General features: G+C 71.6%; 23 protein-coding genes and 2 pseudogenes. 21 read left to right on the forward strand and 4 right to left on the reverse strand.

The annotated features are described in order from the left end of the window. Position 1: 1 nt before the first annotated feature. The 14 genes from AB0L45_RS35835 to AB0L45_RS35900 all read left to right on the forward strand — a co-directional run bounded on the left by AB0L45_RS35835 (position 2) and on the right by AB0L45_RS35900 (position 10258). Complete coding sequence (locus AB0L45_RS35835; RefSeq protein WP_365847666.1) at positions 2-382, forward strand: TadE/TadG family type IV pilus assembly protein; 381 nt, start codon at positions 2-4, stop codon at positions 380-382. After that, positions 379-804, forward strand: coding sequence for a TadE family protein (locus AB0L45_RS35840; RefSeq protein ID WP_365847668.1), 426 nt, complete (start codon positions 379-381; stop codon positions 802-804). Before AB0L45_RS35835 ends, AB0L45_RS35840 begins: the two co-directional genes overlap by 4 nt. Continuing rightward, positions 801-2138: a CpaF family protein gene (locus tag AB0L45_RS35845; RefSeq protein WP_365847670.1), complete on the forward strand. Its 1338-nt coding sequence runs from the start codon at positions 801-803 to the stop codon at positions 2136-2138. Before AB0L45_RS35840 ends, AB0L45_RS35845 begins: the two co-directional genes overlap by 4 nt. Before the next feature lie 36 nt (positions 2139-2174). Next, on the forward strand, positions 2175-3119 hold the full coding sequence (locus AB0L45_RS35850; protein ID WP_365847672.1) for a type II secretion system F family protein: 945 nt from the start codon (positions 2175-2177) through the stop codon (positions 3117-3119). A gap of 38 nt (positions 3120-3157) precedes the next feature. Then, positions 3158-4060, forward strand: a complete 903-nt coding sequence (locus AB0L45_RS35855; RefSeq protein ID WP_365847674.1) for a DUF5936 domain-containing protein — start codon at positions 3158-3160, stop codon at positions 4058-4060. A 588-nt stretch (positions 4061-4648) separates the two neighbouring features. Continuing rightward, a complete protein-coding gene (locus AB0L45_RS35860) occupies positions 4649-4819 on the forward strand; it encodes a hypothetical protein (protein ID WP_365847676.1) in 171 nt (56 codons plus the stop codon). Next, entirely contained in the window at positions 4816-5517 is a 702-nt protein-coding gene (locus tag AB0L45_RS35865; protein WP_365847736.1) for a pilus assembly protein TadG-related protein, read from the forward strand. Before AB0L45_RS35860 ends, AB0L45_RS35865 begins: the two co-directional genes overlap by 4 nt. A 32-nt stretch (positions 5518-5549) precedes the next feature. After that, entirely contained in the window at positions 5550-6128 is a 579-nt protein-coding gene (locus AB0L45_RS35870; RefSeq protein WP_365847678.1) for a hypothetical protein, read from the forward strand. A 3-nt stretch (positions 6129-6131) separates the two neighbouring features. Next, positions 6132-6761, forward strand: coding sequence for an OmpA family protein (locus tag AB0L45_RS35875; RefSeq protein WP_365847680.1), 630 nt, complete (start codon positions 6132-6134; stop codon positions 6759-6761). Between the two features lie 145 nt (positions 6762-6906). Then, a complete protein-coding gene (locus tag AB0L45_RS35880; protein ID WP_365847682.1) occupies positions 6907-7458 on the forward strand; it encodes a VOC family protein in 552 nt (183 codons plus the stop codon). Then, positions 7451-8260, forward strand: a complete 810-nt coding sequence (locus AB0L45_RS35885) for a MerR family transcriptional regulator (protein ID WP_365847684.1) — start codon at positions 7451-7453, stop codon at positions 8258-8260. Before AB0L45_RS35880 ends, AB0L45_RS35885 begins: the two co-directional genes overlap by 8 nt. Before the next feature lie 82 nt (positions 8261-8342). Continuing rightward, positions 8343-8924 carry a TetR/AcrR family transcriptional regulator gene (locus tag AB0L45_RS35890; protein ID WP_365847686.1) on the forward strand — a complete coding sequence of 194 codons (582 nt, stop codon included), beginning with the start codon at positions 8343-8345 and terminating at the stop codon, positions 8922-8924. Positions 8925-9056: 132 nt separating this feature from the next. Continuing rightward, a complete protein-coding gene (locus AB0L45_RS35895) occupies positions 9057-9407 on the forward strand; it encodes an MFS transporter (RefSeq protein WP_365847688.1) in 351 nt (116 codons plus the stop codon). Next, a complete protein-coding gene (locus tag AB0L45_RS35900; protein WP_365847690.1) occupies positions 9335-10258 on the forward strand; it encodes an MFS transporter in 924 nt (307 codons plus the stop codon). The genes AB0L45_RS35895 and AB0L45_RS35900 overlap by 73 nt, the downstream gene beginning before the upstream one ends. Positions 10259-10267: 9 nt before the next feature. On the opposite strand, the gene AB0L45_RS35905 is transcribed toward AB0L45_RS35900, so the two are convergent. Then, positions 10268-10717, reverse strand: a complete 450-nt coding sequence (locus tag AB0L45_RS35905) for an ATP-binding protein (protein WP_365847692.1) — start codon at positions 10715-10717, stop codon at positions 10268-10270. Positions 10718-10857: 140 nt separating this feature from the next. On the opposite strand from AB0L45_RS35905, the gene AB0L45_RS35910 reads away from it, so the two are divergent. Together AB0L45_RS35910 and AB0L45_RS35915 are read left to right on the forward strand one after the other, a co-directional pair. Then, the gene (locus AB0L45_RS35910) at positions 10858-11709 is read left to right on the forward strand and encodes a helix-turn-helix transcriptional regulator (RefSeq protein ID WP_365847694.1); all 852 of its coding nucleotides are present in this window, start codon (positions 10858-10860) and stop codon (positions 11707-11709) included. Between the two features lie 11 nt (positions 11710-11720). After that, positions 11721-11909, forward strand: coding sequence for a DUF397 domain-containing protein (locus tag AB0L45_RS35915; protein WP_365847696.1), 189 nt, complete (start codon positions 11721-11723; stop codon positions 11907-11909). 356 nt (positions 11910-12265) lie between these two features. Here AB0L45_RS35915 and AB0L45_RS35920 read toward each other — a convergent pair whose 3' ends face one another. Next, positions 12266-12667, reverse strand: a complete 402-nt coding sequence (locus tag AB0L45_RS35920) for a DUF192 domain-containing protein (protein WP_365847698.1) — start codon at positions 12665-12667, stop codon at positions 12266-12268. A 32-nt stretch (positions 12668-12699) separates the two neighbouring features. On the opposite strand from AB0L45_RS35920, the gene AB0L45_RS35925 reads away from it, so the two are divergent. Further along, the gene (locus tag AB0L45_RS35925; RefSeq protein ID WP_365847700.1) at positions 12700-13455 is read left to right on the forward strand and encodes an A24 family peptidase; all 756 of its coding nucleotides are present in this window, start codon (positions 12700-12702) and stop codon (positions 13453-13455) included. A 234-nt stretch (positions 13456-13689) separates the two neighbouring features. Here the strand turns inward: AB0L45_RS35925 and AB0L45_RS35930 are convergent. After that, positions 13690-14767: pseudogene (locus AB0L45_RS35930) on the reverse strand (aldo/keto reductase). A gap of 123 nt (positions 14768-14890) precedes the next feature. On the opposite strand from AB0L45_RS35930, the gene AB0L45_RS35935 reads away from it, so the two are divergent. The 4 genes from AB0L45_RS35935 (at position 14891) to AB0L45_RS35950 (ending at position 20153) form a co-directional block, all read left to right on the forward strand. Continuing rightward, on the forward strand, positions 14891-15688 hold the full coding sequence (locus AB0L45_RS35935; protein WP_365847702.1) for an isoprenyl transferase: 798 nt from the start codon (positions 14891-14893) through the stop codon (positions 15686-15688). A gap of 371 nt (positions 15689-16059) precedes the next feature. Beyond that, complete coding sequence (locus tag AB0L45_RS35940; RefSeq protein ID WP_365847704.1) at positions 16060-17382, forward strand: PhoH family protein; 1323 nt, start codon at positions 16060-16062, stop codon at positions 17380-17382. A gap of 404 nt (positions 17383-17786) precedes the next feature. After that, a complete protein-coding gene (locus AB0L45_RS35945) occupies positions 17787-18488 on the forward strand; it encodes a transglycosylase SLT domain-containing protein (protein WP_365847706.1) in 702 nt (233 codons plus the stop codon). 150 nt (positions 18489-18638) lie between these two features. Continuing rightward, complete coding sequence (locus AB0L45_RS35950) at positions 18639-20153, forward strand: AI-2E family transporter (RefSeq protein WP_365847708.1); 1515 nt, start codon at positions 18639-18641, stop codon at positions 20151-20153. 189 nt (positions 20154-20342) lie between these two features. On the opposite strand, the pseudogene AB0L45_RS35955 reads toward AB0L45_RS35950, so the two are convergent. Then, a pseudogene (locus tag AB0L45_RS35955) lies at positions 20343-21895 on the reverse strand (alpha/beta-hydrolase family protein); the annotation flags it as partial. Positions 21896-21951 lie beyond the last annotated feature (56 nt).

Genomic DNA, 21951 nt, shown 5'->3' on the forward strand with positions numbered 1-21951 from the left:
GGTGCGCCGCCCACGGCCGGGCGACGACCGCGGCCAGATCTCCGTCGAACTCCTCGGGCTGGCCCCGCTGATCCTGGTTGTCCTCGTCCTGCTCTGGCAGTTCGTACTCGTCGGCTACACGTACGCGCTCGCCGCCAACGCGGCCGACAAGGGCGCCCGGGCGGGCACCGCCACGGAGACCGGCGGCGCGGGCGCGTGCGCGGCGGCGGCCAAGAAGGACCTGCCCGGCGCCTGGCAGGGCGGTGCCACGATCGCCTGCGGCGCCGAGGGCGGTCTGTGGAAGGCGAAGGTCGGCCTGAAGGTGCCGGTGCTCTTCCCCGGCGCGGGGAACTTCCCGTGGACCGTCACGGGCACGGCGGGCGTGGCGGAGGAGGAGGCGTGAGGGCGACGGCACACGTCCAGGACCGGCAGCGGCCGCGCCCGCGGCGCGACGACCGCGGCCAGGTCTCCGTCGAATTCCTCGGCTTCCTGCCGGTCCTCCTGCTCATCGCCCTCGCCGTGATCCAGCTCGGCCTGGCCGCGTACGCCGTCCAGCAGGCCGGTACCGGCGCGCGCGCCGCCGCCCGTACGGCCACCCTCGACGCCGCCGACCGGAAGACCAGCCCGGAGGCGGCGGGCAAGGCGGCCATGAGCACCTGGATCGGCGCGGACGCCGAGGTCCGGGCCTCCGAGGGCGGCGGCGAGGTGCGGGCCACCGCGACCGTCGAGATCCCGTCCGTCATCCCCGGCGCCGGCCCCTGGCACGCCACCCGCAGCGCCACCATGGCCCTGCCCGCCGAACCCGGAGGAACCACCACCCCATGAGCCTGAAAGCCCGCATCGCCGCGCCGGAGGCTCCCCCGGCGGGCCGCGAGGACGGCCACCTCGTCGCCGTGTACCGCGCCAAGCTGCTGGAAGAGATCGACCTCGCCGAGATGTCGGCGCTCGCCGCGGCCGAGCGCCGCACCCGCCTGGAGCGCGTCCTCGGCCACATCATCAGCCGCGAGGGCCCGGTCCTGTCCACCTCCGAACGCGCCCAGCTCATCCGCCGCGTGGTGGACGAGGCCCTCGGCCTCGGTGTCCTGGAACCGCTCCTGGAGGACGCCTCCGTCACCGAGATCATGGTCAACGGCCCCGACCAGGTGTACGTCGAGCGGCACGGCCGGGTGGAGCTGGTCCCCGTCCGCTTCGCCTCCCACGAACAGCTCATGCAGACGATCGAACGCATCGTCTCCACCGTCAACCGCCGGGTGGACGAGTCCAACCCGATGGTCGACGCGCGGCTGCCCTCCGGGGAGCGCGTCAACGTCATCATCCCGCCGCTCGCCCTGAACGGCGCCACCCTCACCATCCGCCGCTTCCCCCGCGCCTACACGCTGCCCGAACTGATCGGCATGGGCACGCTCGACGACCAGATGGTGATGCTGCTCGCCGGACTGGTCAGGGCCAAGTTCAACGTCGTCGTCTCCGGGCCCACCGGCGCCGGCAAGACCACCCTCCTCAACGCCCTCTCCGGCCTCATCCCCGAGGGCGAGCGGATCATCACCGTCGAGGACGCCGCCGAACTCCAGCTCCAGCAGAACCACGTGATCCGCCTGGAGTCCCGGCCGCCCAACGTGGAGGGCAAGGGCCGGATCACCATCCGCGACCTCGTACGCAACTCCCTGCGCATGCGCCCCGACCGCATCATCGTCGGCGAAGTCCGCGGCGGCGAGACCCTGGACATGCTCCAGGCGATGTCCACCGGCCACGACGGCTCGCTCGCCACCGTGCACGCCAACAGCGCCGAGGACGCCCTGATGCGCCTCCAGACGCTCGCCTCCATGTCCGACGTCAAGGTGCCCTTCGAGGCGCTGCGCGACCAGATCAACAGCGCCGTCGACTGCATCGTCCAGATCACCCGGCACGCCGACGGCTCCCGCCGCATCGGCGAGATCGCCATCCTCGACTCGCACGGCCACGCGGACTACCGCCTCGCCACCGTCTGCCGCTTCGAGGCCGAGCCGAGCGGCGCCGACCGCACCGTACGCGGCCGCTTCCGCTACCACCCGCTGCCGCGCCGCGTCGCCGAACGCCTCTACCTCGCCGACGAACCCGTACCCCCGGCCTTCGGGGTGGCGGCCACCGCCGACCAGCTCGCCACCCGCGAAGCCTCCTAGCCACCCGCCGACCCACCGGAGGACGGACCCGCGCCCATGCCCCTGGACGACATCGCCCTGCTCACCCTCGGCACCACCCTGCTCTGCGCGGTGCTGGCCGTCGTGGGCCTGCGGCTGTACACGACCGGCCGCGAGCGCCACCAGGACCTCGTCGACCGGCTCTCCGACGACCACGGCCTGCCCCGGACCGGCCACGGCCGCCGCTTCGTCGCCGTGGACCGCCGGCTGCGCGCCACCCGCCTCGGGCGCGGCCTGGAACTGCGGCTCGCCGCCACCGGCCTGGACGTGACCCCCGGCGAGTTCTTCGTGTACCTGCTCGCCGTCGTCACCGGGGTCTGGATCGTCGCGCAGGCGGTCCTGGCGCCCTTCTTCGGCCCGCTCGCGGCCCTGGCGGCCGTCTGGTCCGCGTACGCCTTCCTCAACTGGCAGCGGCAGAAACGTATCGAGCGGTTCATCAACCAGCTGCCCGAGCTGTCCCGCATCCTCGCCAACGCCACCCAGGCCGGTCTGGCGCTGCGTACGGCCCTGGGCATGGCGGCCGAGGAACTGGAGGCGCCCGCCGGCGAGGAACTGGCCAAGGTCTCCGACAAGCTGGCCGTCGGCCACTCCCTCGACGAGGCCCTCGACGAACTCGCCGCCCGGCTGCCCTCGCGCGAACTCGTCGTGCTCGTCACCACCCTGGTGCTGTCCAACCGCGCGGGCGGCACGGTCGTCGGCTCGCTGCGCAACCTCACCAAGACCCTGGAGGAGCGCAAGGAGACCCGGCGCGAGGTGCGCACCCAGCTCTCCCAGGTCGTCGTCACGGCGTATGTCGTACCGTTCCTCGGCCTGGGCACGCTGCTGCTGATGAACCGCATCGCCCCCGGGGCCATCGACCGGATGACGGCCACCTTCCTGGGGCAGGCCGCGGTGGTGGCGGCCTTCGTCCTGTACGCCGTCGGGTTCTTCGTGATCCGCCGCATCTCCAAGATCGACGTCTGAACCTCCCGCCGCACCTCCCCGTCAGAAGGCACCCACCCATGGGAATCGGAACGACCGGACTGCTTCTCGCCCTCGCCCTCGCGCTCTCCGTGGCGGGCATCTGCTACGGCGTCGCGCTCTACCGGCGCGAGGCCAGGCTGCCCTCGGACATCGCCGTCGCCCTGGAGGTCGGCGCTTCCCGTACCACCGTCGTCGGCTCGGCGGTGGACCGGGCGGGCATGCGCTACGCGCCCCTGGTGCTACGCCTGATGGGGGAGAAGCGGGTGGCCAAGGTGCGCAGACGCATCGATCTGGCGGGCAACCCCGGCGGCCTGACCGTGGACCGCTACGCCGCCCGCCGCGCGGTGTACGGCTTCCTCGGCTTCGGCGGCGCGCTCGTCATGCTGCTGCGCTCCCAGCTCCTGCTCGCCCTCCTCCTCGTCGCCTTCGGATTCCTCTGGAACGAGGTCGGCATCTGGGCCGCGATTCGCCAACGCAAGGACACCATCGAGCGCACCCTGCCCGACTTCCTGGACGTGCTGGCCGTCGTGGTCAGTGCCGGGCTGGGCTTCCGCCAGGCCTTGGACCGGGTCGCCGACAAGTACGAAGGTCCCTGGGCCGACGAGCTGCGGATCACCCTGCGGCAGCTGGACATGGGCGTCAGCCGCCGCGAGGCGTTCGAGGAACTGCGCAGACGCAACGACTCCGAGCAGGTGGCCCAGTTCGTCACGGCGCTCCAGCAGGGCGAGGAACTGGGCTCCCCGATCGTCGACACGCTCATCCAGATCGCCGACGACATGCGCCGTACCGACGCGCAGAACGCCCGGCGGCGGGCCGCCCGCGCGGTGCCCAAGGCGACCATGGTGGTCACCACCTTCATGGTCCCCGCCACGATGATCCTGCTCGTCGCGGGCTTCTTCCTCGGCTCGGGCACCGACTTCGGGTCGCTGATGGGGGACTGACGCGGGCGTACGGACGGGCGCGCGGGGCCGGCGTCAACTCCCGTGGCAAGGCGACTCCTTCCGCGTCTCGAAACGGCTCCTGTTGGGCAAACACCCTTCGCGTACGCAACGGTATGTGGCACAGTCGGCATCCACGTGTTCCCCGGCCCCGGGCGCACCGCCGGGCACACCGGGACGGGTGCGGACGGCGCTGTCGACGAGGACGGGCGGGGGTGGGGAGGATGCGGTCGGACGGGACGGGCGTACCGGAGGTTCCGGCTGGACCGGCGTCCTCCGCCTTACGCGACGAACCGGGCGAACCGTATGGTGTCCGGCCCCGAATTCACCGGCCGATGCTTCAACCCGCGCCCACGGGAAAGGAATGCGGGCGGACGCCCTGTCCCGGGACCGGTGTTCCGGCGTATTTTTCTCGTGTCGCGAGCGTGCGTGTGCGCAGCGTGCGCACGTCCGGTGTACGCGTGTTCGGTGTGCGCCTGTACGGCCCTCGCCCGTACGGCGGCCCGCCGGACGACGTGTGCGCGCGGGGCGGCACCACGGGGGCAGACCATCCGGACCGGAGCGGCCCGGCCGCCCATGGAGGGGAACACGATGGCGAAGCGGTTGTGGGGAAAGGACGACGACCGGGGGCAGACCTCGATCGAGTACCTGGGCATCATCGCCGTGGTCGTGGCGATCGTGCTCGTCCTGTCGACCACGGACTTCGGCAGTCAGATCGCGACGGCCATCTCCAACAAGATCTCCGAGGTCGTGGGGATCTGACCCGGGCGGCGCCCCGCCGCCGGTCCCGCGACGCCGGCCAGGCGTTCCCCGTCTACCTCGTGGCCGTGGCGGGCCTGCTCTTCCTCGCCTTCGCGTTCTTCGCGGTCGGGCAGGCCGCCGCGACGCGCAACTCCGCGCAGACCGCGGCGGACGCGGCCGCGCTGGCGGCCGGGCAGAAGTACCGGGACCAGCTGCGTACGGAACTCCTCGACGCGGTCCGTACGGGCGCGCCCTGGGAGGACCTGCTCGGCGGCCGCGGTGTCCCCGGCGACGAGGCGTGCGCGAACGCCCAGCGGTTCGCGGGCCGCAACGACGCCGACGCGACGTGCACTCCCGGCTCGTACCCCACGTCCTTCGCCGTGGAGGCCGACACCCGTAAGACCGTGGGCCGTTCGGTGATTCCCGGGACCGAGAACACCCATGCTTCGGCGCGGGCCAGGGCGGTGGTCGAACCACGCTGCACCCCGGGACCGGAGCCGGAACCCGAGCCGGGGGACGAGGAGGGCGGCACCCCGCCCGCGGACGAACCGCCCGCCGACGACCCACCCGCCGACGACCCACCCGCCGACGACCCGCCCCCCGGGCCCCCCGCCGCACACCTCACCTGCGAGGACGGCAAGGAGTGGACCGTCGACCCCGCCGCCCCTGACGACCTGCCCGAAGCCGCCGACCTGTTCTCCGTACGCCTAGCCGAATGACCAGCCGACGACGAGCAGAGGGAATCGCATCCATGGATACTGGGCGCCCTTCGAAGGCCACCAGGAGAGTGGCCGCCACGGCGATCGCCGCCGGCCTCGCTCTCGTCGTCGGCGGCTGCGGCGGGGAGGACGGCGGCAGCGGCGCGGACGGCAAGCCGTCGACGCGGGCCGCCGCCCCGAAGGACACCGGACGCGGCACCCCGGCCGCCGACACCAAGCGGGTCATCGGCGAGGTGAAGGGGCCGGACGGGGTGGCCGTCACGCTGCACTCCGCGGTCCGGGACACCGGCGGCTTCGTCACGGTCAGCGGGACCGTCACCAACAACGGCACGAAGATCTTCAACGCGATCAACTGGCGCTCCAACGAGACCGGCATGCGCTCCCGCTCCTCCGTCTCCGGCGCCACCCTGGTCGACAAGGCCGGCAAGAAGCGCTACCTGGTACTGCGCGACACCGAGGGCGAGTGTCTGTGCACCACCGGGCTGAGCGGTCTCAAACCGGGGGAGAGCCGCCCCGTGTTCGCCCAGTTCCCGGCCCCGCCGGCCAAGGTGACCGAGGTCGACTTCCAGCTGCCGACCATGCCGCCCGCCACCGTCTCGATCTCGGACTGACCCATGACCACCACGTCCGGGATCCCGGCCCGAACGGCACGGGCCGCCGTCACCGCGGCCGCGGCCCTCCTGCTCACCCTCACGCCCGCCCCGCCGGCCGCGTACGCCGACGACCCGCCGGGCATCTCCGAGGACACCACGGCGCCGGTGCAGATCGACCCGCGCGACCCCGACCTCCGCATGGTCCAGGGCGCCACCCTCGCCCCCGCCAAGGTGCTCAACATCAAGTCCATCGTGGAGACCGACGACGGCGCCGAGCGGCGCCAGGACACCAACGCCAATGTGACCTTCGCCCTCCAGGCCGAGGTCCTCTTCGGCAAGGACAGCGCCGAACTCTCTCCCGACGCGCTGTCCCGCATCAGCGCCATCGCCGCCGAGATCAAGCAGCAGCACGCCGCCAACCTGCGCGTCTTCGGCTTCACCGACAACCTGGGCTCCGCCGCGCACGGTCTGGTCCTCTCCAAGGAACGCGCCAACGCGGTTCAGCGGGAGCTGGCCGAGGGCCTCGGCTCGGCGGTCACCTTCCAGATCCGCGGCTACGGCGAGCAGTACCCGATCGCCGACAACGCCACCGAGGACGGCCGCAAGAAGAACCGGCGCGTCGAGGTGAGCTTTCCGCGTACGGGCGGGTGAGGGCGTACGGGTGGATGAGGGCGCACGGTCGGATCGCGGCGTACCGGCCCGGCTTGCGGCGTACCTGACCGGCTTGCGTGCGGCTTGGCGCGCGGCTCGCGTCCGGCTTGACCCTCACGCAGCGTGAGGCTGGAAAGTACACCGCATGAGCGACTACTACAACGCGTTCGAGATGAGCCCCGTCCCCACTCCCGGCCCCGATGCGGTCGCGCCGGAACCGTTCCGCGGCATTTACGGCATGCCCGCCTTCGTCACGATTCCCACCGGCGATCTGGCGGCGTCGGTGGACTTCTGGGTCCGCGGACTCGGGTTCTTCGAACTGTTCAGCATTCCCGGGCAGCTGGTGCATCTGCGCCGGTGGGCGTTCCAGGACGTCCTCCTCGTCGCGGCGGCGGACGTGCCGGAGCAGCCGCCGGCGGTCAGCTTCAGTTTCGCGTGCGTCCTCAGCCAGATCGATTCCCTGGTGGAAGCCTGCCGTGCGGTGCGCCCGGACTCGGTCGACGGACCGCGGGACACGCCCTGGAACACCCGCGACATCACGGTGATCACTCCCGAGAACGCACGGATCGTTCTCACCGCGGCCAAGCCCTTCGACCCGGACAGCCAGGAGGCGCGGAACCTCGCGGCCATCGGGATCACCCCGCCAGGCGCCGGCCACGACGGCAACGACGGCAACGACAATGAGGAGCATGCCTGACACCACCGACCCCGACGCGGACGGCCTGACCGTCGGTCAGGTCTCCGCGCGCCTGGGCGTGACGGTCCGCGCGCTGCACCACTGGGACGAGATCGGCCTGGCGCGGCCGTCGTTGCGTACGGCTGCCGGCTACCGGCTCTACACCGCCGGTGACCTGGAACGTCTGCACCGCATCGTCGTCTACCGCGAGGTCGGTCTCGGCCTGCCCGGGATCCGGGCCGTCCTGGACGACTCGGCCGCGGACGTGCCCGGTGCGCTGCGCGCGCAGCGCGCCCAGGTCGCGGAGCGGATCGACCGCCTGCGACAGCTCAGCGCCGGGCTGGACCGGATGATCGACGCCCATGAGCGCGGCCTGCTGCTGACCGCCGAGCAGCAGGCCGAGATCTTCGGCCCCCGGTGGAACCCGGACTGGACCGCCGAGGCCCGGCAGCGCTTCGGAGACACCACGCAATGGCGGCAGTACGCCGAACGCTCCGCCTCCCGCGGCCCGGAGGAGTGGCGTGCCGTCGCCGACGCCACGGCCGGTTTCGACCGTGCGCTCGGGGAGGCGATGGACGCCGGCGTCACACCCGGCAGCCCGGAAGCGCATCAGCTCGTCGAGCGGCACCGTGAGGTCTTCGCCGCGTACTTCCCCCTGACCCGGCAGATGCAGGTCTGCCTCGGCCGCAGGTTCGAGGCCGATCCGGCGTTCGCCGCCCATTACGACGGCATCCGCGCCGGCCTCGCCACGTGGTTCCGGCGCGCCATCGACGCCAGCGCGCGCGCTCACGGCATCGACCCCGACACCGCGACCTGGGAGTAGGCCGCGGCACCGCGACCGCCCTTGGGCGGCTCGCCCCTCCCGGTATTGGACTGAACGATCCAATACCGGTAACGTCACCTCCATGGCCCGACCCAGGAAGTTCGACGAGGAGCGGGCGGTCGACGCCGCGATGGACGCGTTCTGGGCCGCCGGTTACGAAGCCACGTCCACCCAGGACCTGTGCGAGGCGACCGGCCTCGGGCGCAGCAGCATCTACAACACCTTCAAGAGCAAGCACGATCTCTTCGAGCGGGCGCTGGACCGCTACATGGCGGACCGGAACGCCGAGCTGTTCGCGCTGCTGGAGAGCGACCTGCCGGTGCGGGAGAAGATCCGTACGCACTTCCGGCGGATCGTCGACGAGGAGTGCGGCGACCGGGGCGCCCGGCGCGGGTGCCTGGTCGTGAACACCGCCATCGAGGTGGCGGCCCGCGACGAGGAGGTCGCGGGCGAACTGGCGCGGGACTACCGGCTGCGGCTGGACGCGATCCGCGCCGCGATCGCGTCCGGGCAGCGGGACGGCGACATCGCCGCGGACAAGGACCCGCGCGCCCTCGCCCACCTGGTCATCGCGGCCGTCGGCGGCCTGCGCGTCTCGGCGCGCTGCGGGGCGGACCGTGCGGGGCTCGAAGGGATCGCGGAGGGCTTCATGGCGGCGTTCTGAAGCGCCGCCGCACCCACCGCTCCCACCAGGCCGGCCCCACCCGGCCTCCCTTTCCGCCTCCCTTCCTGCCGTTCTTTCTGCCTTCATTTTGGACCACCCGTTACATAACTCACCCCCGGGAGTACGCACCCCATGCCCCTAGCCGTCCACCTCCTCGGCCTGGGAATCTTCGCCCAGGGAACCTCCGAGTTCATGCTCGCCGGCCTGCTGCCCAACGTGGCCGCCGACCTGGGAGTTTCCATCCCCGACGCCGGTCTGCTGGTGTCCGCGTTCGCCATCGGGATGGTGATCGGCGCGCCCGTCCTCGCCGTCGGCACCCTGCGGCTGCCGCGCCGGACCGCGCTGGTCACCTTCCAGCTCGTCTTCCTGGCCGGGCACGTGGTCGGCGCGCTGGCCCCCGGCTACGCGGTGTGTTCGCGACGCGGATCGTCAGCGCCTTCGCGTACGCGGGCTTCTGGGCGGTGGCCGCCGCGACGGCGGTGAGCCTGGTCCCCGCCGACGCCAAGGGCAAGGCCCTGTCGGTCGTCGGCACCGGTCTCACGCTCGCCACCATCGTGGGCGTACCGGCGGGCACCGTGCTGAGCCAGCACGCGGGCTGGCGCGCGGCCTTCTGGGGCGTGGTCGCCCTGACCGCCCTCAGCCTGGTCTCCCTCCTGGCCGCCCTGCCCGCCGGACGCCCGGACCACGCCGAACTCCCCTCCGTACGCCGCGAGGTCGCGGCCATGGCCCGGCCCGCCCTGTGGGTCTCCTACCTCCTCACCACGCTGAGCTTCGGCGCCGCCATCGTCACCTTCAGCTACCTCGCGCCCCTGCTGACCGAGGTGAGCGGCCTGCCGGCGGCCCTGGTGCCGGCCGTACTCGCGCTGTACGGGGTCGGCGGCCTCCTCGGCGTGACCCTCGGCGGCCGCACCGCCGACCGCCACCCGCTCCGCACCCTCTTCCTCGGCATCGGCGGCCTGACCGCCGCCTCCGCCCTGCTCGCCCTCACGGCCGCCGACCTGGCCGTGACCATCGCCCTGATCTTCGCCCTCGGCCTGACCGGCTACCTCACCAACCCGGTCGTCCAGTCCCGGGTCTTCACCCTCGCCCCCGGCGCCCCCACCCTGGCCCCCGCGGTCAACACCTCCGCCTTCAACGTCGGCATCACCCTGACCCCGATGCTGGGCGGCCTCACCATCGACGCGGGCCTCGGCTACACGTCGGTGGCCTGGGTCGGCGCGGCGGTGGGCGCGGCCGCACTGGGAGCGGCCCTGTGGGCGGCAGCACTCCAGCGCCGCGTGGACTCCCGTGCGACGGCGCCCCGGACGCCGGACGCTGTGGCGATGGCCGACTGAACAGCGGGTTCAGCGGTACAGCTCACACCAGACGATCTTGCCGTCGACGCCGAGGCGGTTCGGATCGAGCGCGTACCAGCCCCAGTCATCGGCGTACGCCCCCACGAGCCGCAGGCCGCGCCCAGCGCCGACGACGGCACCGTCCACCGTCGATCGCTCGGCGACACCGGGCAGCACGCGACCGGTGTCCCACATGCTCATCCGCACCACACCACCCTCCCAGGAGAGCCGGAGCCGGGCGGGCCCCGGAGCGTGCAGGTAACAGTTCGTGGCGAGTTCGGAGGCCAGGAGCTGTGCGCTGTCACCGAGTTCGCCGAGCGAGTGCCGGTTCAGCACGAGCCGCGTGGTGGCGCGGGCGATGCCGGGGCTGAGCGGACTGTGGGGGAGCCGAAGGCTGTACTCCCAGTTGCCGTGACGGTAGGCGGGGTGCCGGAGGGGGGTGACTGCGTGCAGGGGCATGCGCATCTCCACTACTGCTGGAAGTAGTTGGTCCGATACGGAAGGTAGTGCACGGCGGGTGTTGTAGTCCACGCGCTGCGGGTACTTCAGTACACCGATGTAGATTTGGTGCTCACCCGACCGGGAAGGTGCGTGTCCGTATGCCTGCCAGGGAAGCGCCGACTGTCCGGCAGCGGCGCCTAGGAGGCGAGTTGCGCAAGCTGCGTGAGCGGGCCGGTCTCAGCGCGACTGAGGCCGGCGCCCTGACCGGCCTGGGGCAATCTCGGGTCAGCAACATCGAAGTGGCACGTATCGGTGTGAGTGCGGAGCGGGTGCGCACGCTGGCTCGGGCTTACGGTTGCGCCGACGCCGCACTTGTGGAGGCGCTTGCCGACATGGCAGTCGGGGGAAATCGCGGCTGGTGGGAGGATTACCGGGAGAAACTGCCTCCCGACCTGCTCGACCTCGCGGAGATGGAGCAGCACGCGACGGCCATATGGACCGCGCAAGTCTCGCACCTGCCGGGCCTGTTGCAGACGACTGATTACGCTCGCCTGACCTTCTTGCAGAATGTCCCCGAGCCGTCGCCGCCGCACGTGGAGCACCTGGTTTCCCACCGGATCAAACGCCAGGAAGTTCTGTACCGGGAGTCTCCGGTGCCGTACACGGCAATCATTCACGAGGCTGCGTTGCGTATGGAGTTCGGCGGGCACTCCCTTACACGGAAGCAGCTTGAGCACATCGTCGCCATGAGCGAGCGGGAGCGGGTCACGGTGCTGGTGATCCCGTTCTCGGCGGGGATCTTCCCGGGTGCCGGGCAGACGGTGGTCTACGCGGAGGGGGTGGTCCCGCAGCTGGACACGGTGCAACTCGACACTGAGCACGGAGCGGTGTTCGAGTATGCGGATGCCCAGCTGGACAGGTACCGCACGTTCATGAAGCGCTTCGAAGCCATGGCGCTCGGAGAGACCGCCTCACGTGAGTTCATCCATACCGTCATCAACGACCTCTGAAGGGCTCGATCGTGTCCGTACCCGACTGGCAGAAGTCTTCGTACAGCGGCAACGCCAGCAACTGCATCGAACTTGCGGCGTCTTCCGGGGGAGTGGTGCTGCTCCGCGAAAGCGACGCCCCTTCCATAATCGTGACCGTCAGCCCCGCCGCGATCGGTGGGCTGGTGCGGACCGTGCAGGGGGACGTGCTCCGCCGATGAGGCGCTGGTGCGCACATAGTCGTACAGGCGCGTCGGAGGGGCCGGAGTGGCGCCGTCATGCCCGTGTTGACGGTTCGGTGTGCTGATTGCGGGGCCGGCGGCCGGGAGTGCCGACTGGAAGAAGTAATTGCGCGGCGTCGACAGGTGGGTTGGCGCTGGAAGATAGTACATATGCGGGTATGTTCCCTATGGTCGGTTTCGCACCGCTCACACGCGATCAGCTGGAAGCGCATCGCGCGGGCCTGCCTGCTTGCTCCTGCCCTGGGAGTGGCCGGTCCGCGGCAGGGCGACGAGCCACCAGCTGATGCGGCGTGCCGGCGGTGCCGAGCTGTCGGGCCGGCGGGCCGGTGTGCGGGTCAGAGGGTGTCGATCGTGACGCGGGTGCCGGGGCGCAGGCCCCAGCGGGCCATCGCGCCGGCCTCCGCCTCCAGGACGTGCCGGGCGCGGAGGCGGGGGCGGCCGAGCCGTCCCGGCCGCATAGTGCGTACGGCGAGGACGGTGAGGTCGCGGGTGAGGTAGGCGACGTCGAGGGGGAAGCGCATACGGAAGGTGTGGACGCCGCTCGCCGGGGTGAGGAGCAGGGCGCCGTCGATGCCGTCGCGGCCCAGGAGGCCGCGGGACCGTGCGCGGTAGGAAGCGGCGATCTCCAGGGGGACCGGTGCGGCCGCTCCGGCGAGGTCCGCTTCCGGGGGTGTCGGCTCCGCGCCCGTGATCTGCACGAAGCGGAGCGTTCCTGATCCGTTCTGCCAGCGGGACATGCGCAGCGTTTTATCAGAATAGGGTCGGGCGGGTGCCTGTGACGTTGGTGGTTCTCGCTGTCGGGTACGGCGCCGCGGCCGGTCTGCTGGTGCCCCGGGCCGCGTACCGGCTGGCCGTCGAGCCGGGGGAGACCTGGCGCGAGCGCTGTCCGGGCGGGCATCCGTTCGCCGGGGCGTGGCGGGGCTGGGTGGGGCCGGCGCGCTGCCGGGTCTGTGGGCCTTACGGGCCGGGGGCGGTGGGGACCGTGCTGGTCACCGCGTCGGCGTGCGGGATGCTCGCCGCCGCCACGGGGCCCCGCCCGGAGCTGGCGGCCTGGCTGGCGGTGGCCCCGGTGGCGGTGCTGCTCGCCGTGGTCGACTGGCGGGTGAGCCGGCTGCCCGATGTGCTGACCCTGCCGCTGGCGGGTGGCGCGGTGCTGCTGCTGGGGGCCGCCGGCTGGGCCGACGCGGCGGCCGGGACGTGGGGCGGGGCGCTGCTCGGGGGGCTCGCCCTCTCCGGGTTCTATTTCGTCCTATATTTGGTCAATCCGGCAGGAATGGGGCTCGGCGACGTCAAGTTGGCGATCGGCCTGGGGGTCACTCTTGGGTGGTACGGCTGGGCAATTCTGATCACTGGCGCGTTCGCGGGGTTGCTGTTCGGCGCGCTCTACGGGTGCGGGGTGCTGCTGAGGCGCGCGAGGGCCGTGGATCGCCGTGGTGATGGGCTCAAACAGGCCATGCCGTACGGGCCTTTCATGATCATCGGGGCGCTCCTGGGAGTCCTTCTGGGGGGTGCGGCGGCGCCTTGATCAAGAAATTGTGCGCGCCGTTCCGCCTGAAGTTGCACTGAGCACCCCCTCGGCGGGGTTATGGTGGAAACCCCCCCTCGGGCCGGTCCGTATCCCCCCCACGGACCGGCCCGCTTTTTTGCCCGGTACGGATCTCGCCATGATCATGTCGGGGCGGGTTTCGTACACGGGTGGTGCGAACGTTCCTGCGGAAGTCGGTGAGCCTCCCGCCAAGGCGTCACGGACCGAACAGAATCAGCCGCGGTTGGCCCAGATGTTCACACCGTCGGTCGACTTCGCGAACTCCTCGATCTCGGACCATTCCTCATCCGTGATCTTCGGCGCGCCCACCGCCGCCACATTGGCCTCCAGCTGCGCCACGCTGCTCGCCCCGATCAGCGCCGACGTCATCCGCTCGTCCCGCAGCACCCAGGACAGCGCCAGCTGGGCCGGCGACTGGCCGCGCCGCGCGGCGATCCCGCTCAGGCCGCGCAGCCGCCGCCGTACGTCGTCCGAGAGCAGGCCCGGATCGAGCGACCTGCCCTGCGACGCGCGCGAGCCCTCCGGGATGCCGTCCAGGTACGTGTCCGGCAGCAGCCCCTGGGCGAGCGGAGCGAAGGAGATGCAGCCCATGCCCTCCGCCTCCAGCGTGTCCAGGAGGGCGTCGTCCTCGGTCCACCGGTTGATCATCGAGTACGAGGGCTGGTGGATCAGCGGCCGCACCCCCACCTCCCGCAGGATGCGGGCGGCTTCGCGGGTCTGCTCGGCGGAGTACGACGGGACGCCCACGTACAGCGCCTTGCCCTGCTGGACGGCGGACGCCAGGGCGCCCATCGTCCCCTCCAGCGGCGTGTCCGGGTCGAAACGGTGCGAAGAGAAGATGTCGACGTAATCGACACCCATCCGCTTCAGTGAGGCATCCAGCGACGAGAGGAGATATTTGCGCGAACCCCATTCCCCGTACGGCCCGGGGTGCATGCGATATCCGGCCTTGGTGGAGAGGACGATCTCGTCGCGGTAGGGCCGGAAGTCCTGCGCGAAGATCTTTCCGAAGTTCAGCTCGGCCGAGCCGGGCGGCGGCCCGTAGTTGTTCGCGAGGCCGATGGGGGTGCCCCCTGGACGAAGTTCATCGGAGTCCTCGGGGGAGGGGCACGCCCAGGTCGAAGGCGCGGCGCAGGATCGCCCGCTGGGACGCCAGGGCACGGTCGTCGCCGAAGTTGTGCCACAGGCCCAGGGAGACGGCGGGGAGTTTGAGACCACTGCGGCCGACGCGGCGGTACTCCATGGAGTCGTAGCGCGATTTCGCGGCAATGCGGACAGAGGCATCAGTCATGGTCATCTCCTTATCACGGAGTTGTGACACACCTGATTGGGCCGCCGGGACGTGCGCGACGTAAAGTTGCCGACTTGAGGCGACGGGGGCGACCGCCATTTGCACGGAGGGGCTTGACCACACATGCTGCGATCTTCCGGGGTGCGTATCCCGTACCCGCCCGCGTTGCGCAACCTCGTCTACAGGCTCTACGCCCGCCGGGTCGAAGGCCGCCTCGATCATGACCAGGTTCCCAAGCACATCGGCGTCATCCTCGACGGCAACCGCCGCTGGGCGCGGGCCGACGGCCGTACCACCGTGCAGGGCCACCAGGCCGGCGCCGAAAAGATCACCGAGCTGCTGGGCTGGTGCGCGGAGACCGACGTCGAGGTGGTCACGCTGTGGCTGCTGTCGACCGACAACCTCGACCGGTCCGAGAAGGAACTGACCCCGCTGCTGCGGATCATCGAGAACACCGTGCGCGGCCTGGCCGCCGACGGCCGCTGGCGGGTCCACCACGTCGGCAACCGCGACCTGCTGCCGTCCGACACGCAGCGGGTGCTCAAGGAGGCCGAGCAGGCCACCGCCGACCACACCGGCATCCTGGTGAACGTCGCGGTGGGCTACGGCGGCCGGCAGGAGATCGCGGACGCGGTGCGCTCGCTGCTCCTGGACCACGCCGAGCGCGGCACCTCTTTCGAGGAACTGGCCGACATCGTCGACATCGACCTGATCTCCGAGCACCTCTACACCCGCGGCCAGCCGGACCCGGACCTGGTGATCCGTACCAGCGGCGAACAGCGGCTCTCCGGCTTCATGCTCTGGCAGAGCGCCCACTCGGAGTACTACTTCTGCGAGGTCTTCTGGCCGGCCTTCCGCAAGGTGGACTTCCTGCGCGCCCTGCGCGACTACGCCGCCCGTCACCGCCGTTACGGCTTTTAGGCCACCCGGATCACGAACTCCCGGCGCGGGACTCCACCCACGTCAAATCCGTAACCAAGCGTTCACCGACCGTGCGTCATATGCCATTGCATGGTTGCGCACGTTCGCGGGAATATCCCTTCCAGGTCGGTATCCGGCAGTACCAGTCATCGGATGCCGTATCTCAGCGGACGGCACGGGGCCGTCCGCCCGGGAGGCCCTTTGCGCATCACGGACGACCGTGCGGACCGCACGGACGACGCGGAGGGCCGGTGTTCGGCCCGTGCATCGCGGCCCGAGCCCGGCCTCGTCGCCCGCCGCCCGCCGGCGCGGCGACCCCGCTCCCGCGACGCCGTCGCACCCCGACCTCATCCGAGGGGGTACGTCCACCCGTGGTGAACAGCAAGCAGCGCCGTGAGAACGGCCGGCGCACCTATGTCCTCGACACCAGCGTCCTGCTGGCGGATCCAGGGTCCATGTCGCGCTTCGACGAGCACGAAGTCGTGCTGCCGGTCGTCGTGGTCACCGAACTGGAGGCGAAGAGGCATCATCCGGAACTGGGCTACTTCGCCCGGCAGGCCCTGCGCCTGCTCGACGAGTACCGGGTGCGGTACGGGCGGCTGGACGCCCCGATCCCCATCGGGGAACTGGGCGGAACCCTCAGGGTCGAGCTGAACCACGCCGACCCCGGCGTCCTGCCGGCCGGCTTCCGCCTGGGCGACAACGACTCGCGGATCCTGGCGGTGGCCCGCAACCTCCAGGCCGAGGGCTACGACGTCACGGTCGTCTCCAAGGACCTGCCGCTGCGCATCAAGGCGTCCGCGGTGGGCCTGCTGGCGGAGGAGTACCGCGCCGAACTGGCCATCACGGACTCCGGCTGGACGGGCATGGCGGAGCTGACCGCGAGCGCGGAGCAGATCGACGGCCTGTTCGCCGAGGAGACCGCGTACCTGCCCGAGGCCGAGGGGCTGCCCGTGCACACCGGGCTCGTGCTCCAGTCCGGCCGCGGCAAGGCGCTCGGCCGGGTCACGGCGGACGGCAGCGTACGGCTGGTGCGCGGCGACCGGGAGGCCTTCGGCATCCACGGGCGCAGCGCCGAGCAGCGGATCGCGCTCGACCTGCTGCTGGACCCGGAGGTCGGCATCGTCTCGATGGGCGGCCGGGCCGGTACGGGCAAGTCGGCGCTGGCGCTGTGCGCGGGCCTGGAGGCGGTGCTGGAGCGGCGCCAGCACCGCAAGGTGATGGTCTTCCGGCCGCTGTACGCGGTCGGCGGGCAGGAGCTGGGCTATCTGCCGGGCACCGAGGCGGAGAAGATGAGCCCGTGGGCGCAGGCCGTCTTCGACACGCTGTCGGCGGTGACCACCTCGGAGGTGATCGAAGAGGTGGTGGGGCGCGGCATGTTGGAGGTGCTGCCGCTGACCCACATCCGCGGCCGGTCGCTGCACGACGCCTTCGTCATCGTCGACGAGGCGCAGTCGCTGGAGCGCAACGTGCTGCTGACGGTGCTCTCCCGGATCGGCGCCAACTCGCGTGTCGTGCTCACCCATGACGTCGCGCAGCGCGACAACCTGCGGGTCGGCCGGTACGACGGGGTGGTGGCGGTCGTCGAGAAGCTCAAGGGCCACCCGCTGTTCGCGCACGTCACCCTCACCCGCTCGGAGCGGTCGCCGATCGCGGCCCTGGTGACCGAAATGCTGGAGGACGGCAGGATCTGACCCGTTGTGGAGTACGGCGCCGTCCGGCAGGGCGCAGGAGCTTAGCCGGGCGGCGCCGTGCTGCGCGGGGATTTCCGCCAATCACCGTCGGCAAACGGGGTGTGAGCTTTCACACGCAACGATGAATTGATTCCGCGCGTCCGGTTCGGGCAGAGTCTGGGTCCTGTCAGGCCCCGCATACGGCACACCAGCACCCCCAGCGGTGCGGAACCCCAGAACTGCATAGCGTCGCCGTATGCCGCCCGAGCATCACGCGGACCCCGAGGGGGACGTACCGGGCCAGCGCCTCCCGTGACCAGCCGTCCCCTCCGCTCGAACCGGGGGCGGAACAAGGGGAGGCCAGCGCCAGGGGCACGATTGCGTCCGCGAGGTCACCTATGCGGACGATGCTGGAAGGAAAGCGTGTGAGCCGGATTTCGGTCCGGGGATTCGCCGTGGCCTCCGCCACCGCGGTCACCACCGTCGGCGCCGTTGTCGGCGTCGCGTCAGGCCAGGAGCAGGGCTCGGTCGCCCACACCGAGGCCGCCGCGGCCGACGCGACGATCGCCGACATACCCGCGGGCCTCCAGGCCCAGGTGCAGACGGCCTCCCTTACGCAGCAGGCGGACGAAGCGTCCACCCAGGCGGACGCCGCCGCGCTGAAGTCCGCGCAGGAGTCGGCCCGCAAGGCCGCCGCCGAGGACGCGCAGGCCAAGAAGGACGCCGCGGACAAGAAGGCGAAGGCCGAGCAGGACGCCAAGGAGCGCGAGAAGGAGAAGGAAGCCTCCCGCTCCGCCGCGCGCGACGCGTCCACCTTCACCGCCAAGGCGTCGTACACGATCGCCGAGACGCAGGCCATCGCCCGGCAGATGCTGCCGGCCGACCAGTTCCAGTGCTTCAGCAACATCGTGGACCACGAGTCCGGCTGGAACTACCGTGCCACCAACGCCTCCTCCGGCGCCTACGGCCTCGTCCAGGCGCTGCCCGGCACCAAGATGGCCTCCGCCGGCGCCGACTGGCGGACCAACCCGGCCACCCAGATCAAGTGGGGGCTGAACTACATGAACAGCCGCTACAACAGCCCCTGCGGTGCCTGGGGCTTCTGGCAGAACAACCACTGGTACTAGAACGCGTGGGCGGATCACCGCGTAAGGTGGTCCGCCTCTCCGCTTCGTACGCGAAACCCCCGGCCGCGACGGCGTCGGGGGTTTCGTGCGTCCCGCACCGGTAACGTCGTCCTGACAGCACCGGGGGGCGGGAGGGGAAGAGGAAGCGACATGTCCAGATTGCCTCAGTGGGTCGGTGGCCTCGGCGCCGGTCTGACGCGGATCGCGCAGCGGCTGGAGGACCAGCGCCGCCGGGCGGAGGCCGCGGCGGCGGAGAACGACCCGGACGAGCTGAGGCGTCCCGGGCACGCGGCCGTACCCCAGGCGCCCCACGACGACGCGTACGCCGGTGCGTTCGCGGGTGCGCGGCCCGACGGCGAGCCCTCCGGCGCGCCGGGCGTGCCGGAGGACACCCACCGGCAGCCGGACTCGGTGCCGGCCCCGCCGACGTACGCGCCCGCCGTCGCGCCCCGTCCCGACCCGGTGGCCGCGGTGCCGTGGGGGGTGCGGGTCGCGGCCGAGGCGAGCTGGCGGCTGCTGGTCCTGGCCGGCACGATCTGGGTGCTGGCCAAGGTCATCACCTCCATCCAGCTCGTCGTGCTGGCGTTCGTCGCCGCGCTGCTGATCACCGCGCTGCTCCAGCCGACCGTCGCCTGGCTCAAGCGCCGGGGCGTGCCGCGGGGGCTCGCCACGGCCCTGACGTTCATCGCCGGGTTCGTCATCATGGGGCTGGTCGGCTGGTTCGTCGTATGGCAGGTGCAGGACAACATCGACTCGGTCTCCAGCCGGATCCAGGAAGGCATCACCGAGCTGAAGGGCTGGCTCCTCAAGAGCCCGTTCCACGTCACCGAGGACCAGATCAACCACATCGCGAAGAACCTCCAGGACGCCGTCGGCGCCAACACACAGGCCATCACCTCGGCCGGTCTGGAGGGCGTCACCGTCGTGCTGGAGGTGCTCACCGGCATCCTGCTGGCGATGTTCACCACGCTCTTCCTGCTCTACGACGGCCGGCGGATCTGGAACTGGGTGCTCAAGCTGGTGCCGAGCGCGGCGCGCGAGGGCGTCGCGGGCGCCGGGCCGCGCGCCTGGCGCACGCTGACCGCCTATGTGCGCGGGACGGTGATAGTGGCCCTGATCGACGCCATCTTCATCGGCATCGGCATCTACTTCCTCGACGTGCCGCTGGCCGTGCCGCTCGCCGTCTTCATCTTCCTGTTCGCCTTCATCCCGCTGGTCGGCGCGGTGGTCTCGGGCGCGCTCGCCTGCGTGGTCGCGCTGGTCACGCAGGGCGTCTTCGCCGCGCTGATGGTGCTCGCGGTCGTCCTGGCGGTGCAGCAGATCGAGGGCCACATCCTCCAGCCCTTCATCCTGGGCCGCGCGGTACGGGTCCACCCGCTCGCCGTCATCCTGTCGGTGGCCGCGGGCGGCCTGGTCGCCGGCATCGGCGGCGCGGTGGTCGCGGTGCCGATGGTCGCGGTCACCAACACCGTCGTCGGTTACCTGCGCTCGTACTCACGGGAACAGGCCCTCAGGATGACGCCGTCCCCGCACGGCGCCACGGCGCTCGGCGTCGCACCGGTGCTGCCGAAGGGGACGGACTCCTCGAAGGCGGCGGACTCTTCGAAGAGGGCGGACTCTTCGAAGGGAACGGACGCTTCGAAGGGGACCGGCCCGCAGGACTGAACAGCATCCGGCGGGGCCCCGGCCCAGTACGGCGCGTCCCTCGCGCCTTCGTACGCCCGCAGCCGGGCGGTGTCCCGGCCGGTCCAGCCCGGCGGCGGGACGACTGCCGCCCAGCCGTCCCGCCGCTCCGGTGCCGTAGCGATGGCCGTGCGGCGGCGGCGCGCCGAAGGACACCGCCAGGTCGACGGTCGTCTGCCAGAAGATGATGACGGGCCGGAAGCGCATCTCGTCGGTCACGTCCGGGCCGAGCGGCCGGTCCAGCCAGGCGGGCCGGTGCCAGAGCAGGCCGGGCATCCACCACACCACCGGGTCCGAGGCGTTCTGGAGGTAGACCACCCGCGGGTGCTCCCACGGCCCGTCAGGGCGCGCGAGATCCCGTTCCGGGTACTGCGCGAAGCGGACGTGCCGCCCGTGGTCGTACACCGGCCGCCACACCGGGCTGCCGGGGTCGCGCCCGGCGGTCACCCCGTTCCAGACGGGACTGACGCCGGGCGGCCCGGCCAGCAGCGCGCCGTCCACCTTGCCGAGCAGGTCGTCCAGCCCGTCGAAGCCCGCCTCGGTCGCGTACGTACCGAGGCTCTCGCCGCCCACCACCAGCCTGGGCCGGTCGCCGGCGGGCGGCGCGGACCACTTGGCGTACACCGCGTCGAACACCGCGCGGGCGTCCCGTGCCGCCTTCTCCTTGTCGACGAGGAAGGAGATCCACGACGGCAGGTACGAGTACTGGGTCGCGACGATCGCGGAGTCACCGCCGTACATGTACTCCAGCGGCTCCGGCATCCGCGGGCCCACCCAGCCGCTGCCCGTGGTGCCCAGCAGCGCCGGCACCTTGCGGTCGAAGCCGCCGGTGCGCTCCAGTTCCTGCACGGTGAGGTCGGCGGTGCGCCGGAAGCGCGCGTCGTCGCCGTCCTGTTCGCCGACGTACACGCGGACCGGGCCCTTGGCGGGGCGGCCGGTGAAGGCGGCGATGTCCTGTCTGCGGGGCACCGAGCCGACGAAGTTACGGCCTTCGGCGCCCAGTTCCGCCCAGTCGACGACGGAGGTGGGGCCGCCGGAGACGTACGCGGAGGGGGGCCGGGTGATGCCGTCGGCGGTGGACAGGTTCGCGGCCTTGGAGATCCGGTCGACGATGTCGATGAAGCCGCGCTCGTACAGGACGTCCTTGGAGCCGACGGCGACCAGGAGGGCGGTCAGCGCCGCGCCGATGACGTACGCCGCCGGCGCGGCACCCAGCGGCCGAAGAACCGGGCGAGCCGGCGGGACACCAGGCGTACGCAGCGGGCGAGGAGCACGAACAGCGCGCAGACCGCCACCGCGAGCAGGATGATCATCGGGGTGTGCCGGACCAGGGAGGGCTCGACCTCCTGGAGGCGGCGCAGGCGGCGCTGGGCGTGGGCGCTCCAGGAGACGGCCGCCGTGGACAGGACGATGCCGAGGACGTGGAAGGCCAGCCAGCAGCGGGCGCGGGTGCGTTCGGCGGGACGGTACCGGCACAGCGCGCGGAAGAGGCCGCTCGCCGTGGCGCCGAGGGCGTAGCCGATGACCGCCGTGATGCCGCCGATCAGTCCCTGGAGGTACCAGGGGCGGGGGAGCAGCGAAGGGGTGCGGGAGAGCCAGAAGAAGAGCGCCGCGACGCAGCAGGCGGTGAGGCCGGGCCGGCGGCGGACGACCCAGACGGGGTCGGGCGCGTCCCAGTAGGGGCGCTTCAGCCACCGGACGAGAAGGTGCAGCAGCGCGGACATTTACCCCATGATGCGCAGAGCCCCGCGGACACGTGGTCCGCGGGGCTCTGTCGTAC

Origin of the sequence: Streptomyces sp. NPDC052496 (assembly GCF_040679095.1) — a bacterium.
Taxonomy (GTDB): Bacteria; Actinomycetota; Actinomycetes; order Streptomycetales; family Streptomycetaceae; genus Streptomyces.

What these genes read in the sequence shown, in the direction of transcription:
- AB0L45_RS35935 (WP_365847702.1), top strand. Translation starts at nt 14,891, where the DNA reads ATGCTGCGATCTTCCGGGGTGCGTATCCCGTACCCGCCCGCGTTGCGC.
- AB0L45_RS35950 (WP_365847708.1), top strand. Translation starts at nt 18,639, where the DNA reads ATGTCCAGATTGCCTCAGTGGGTCGGTGGCCTCGGCGCCGGTCTGACG.
- AB0L45_RS35850 (WP_365847672.1), top strand. Translation starts at nt 2,175, where the DNA reads ATGCCCCTGGACGACATCGCCCTGCTCACCCTCGGCACCACCCTGCTC.
- AB0L45_RS35920 (WP_365847698.1), bottom strand. Translation starts at nt 12,667, where the DNA reads ATGTCCCGCTGGCAGAACGGATCAGGAACGCTCCGCTTCGTGCAGATC.
- AB0L45_RS35860 (WP_365847676.1), top strand. Translation starts at nt 4,649, where the DNA reads ATGGCGAAGCGGTTGTGGGGAAAGGACGACGACCGGGGGCAGACCTCG.
- AB0L45_RS35885 (WP_365847684.1), top strand. Translation starts at nt 7,451, where the DNA reads ATGCCTGACACCACCGACCCCGACGCGGACGGCCTGACCGTCGGTCAG.
- AB0L45_RS35910 (WP_365847694.1), top strand. Translation starts at nt 10,858, where the DNA reads ATGCCTGCCAGGGAAGCGCCGACTGTCCGGCAGCGGCGCCTAGGAGGC.
- AB0L45_RS35895 (WP_365847688.1), top strand. Translation starts at nt 9,057, where the DNA reads ATGCCCCTAGCCGTCCACCTCCTCGGCCTGGGAATCTTCGCCCAGGGA.
- AB0L45_RS35855 (WP_365847674.1), top strand. Translation starts at nt 3,158, where the DNA reads ATGGGAATCGGAACGACCGGACTGCTTCTCGCCCTCGCCCTCGCGCTC.
- AB0L45_RS35870 (WP_365847678.1), top strand. Translation starts at nt 5,550, where the DNA reads ATGGATACTGGGCGCCCTTCGAAGGCCACCAGGAGAGTGGCCGCCACG.
- AB0L45_RS35890 (WP_365847686.1), top strand. Translation starts at nt 8,343, where the DNA reads ATGGCCCGACCCAGGAAGTTCGACGAGGAGCGGGCGGTCGACGCCGCG.
- AB0L45_RS35905 (WP_365847692.1), bottom strand. Translation starts at nt 10,717, where the DNA reads ATGCCCCTGCACGCAGTCACCCCCCTCCGGCACCCCGCCTACCGTCAC.
- AB0L45_RS35845 (WP_365847670.1), top strand. Translation starts at nt 801, where the DNA reads ATGAGCCTGAAAGCCCGCATCGCCGCGCCGGAGGCTCCCCCGGCGGGC.
- AB0L45_RS35875 (WP_365847680.1), top strand. Translation starts at nt 6,132, where the DNA reads ATGACCACCACGTCCGGGATCCCGGCCCGAACGGCACGGGCCGCCGTC.
- AB0L45_RS35880 (WP_365847682.1), top strand. Translation starts at nt 6,907, where the DNA reads ATGAGCGACTACTACAACGCGTTCGAGATGAGCCCCGTCCCCACTCCC.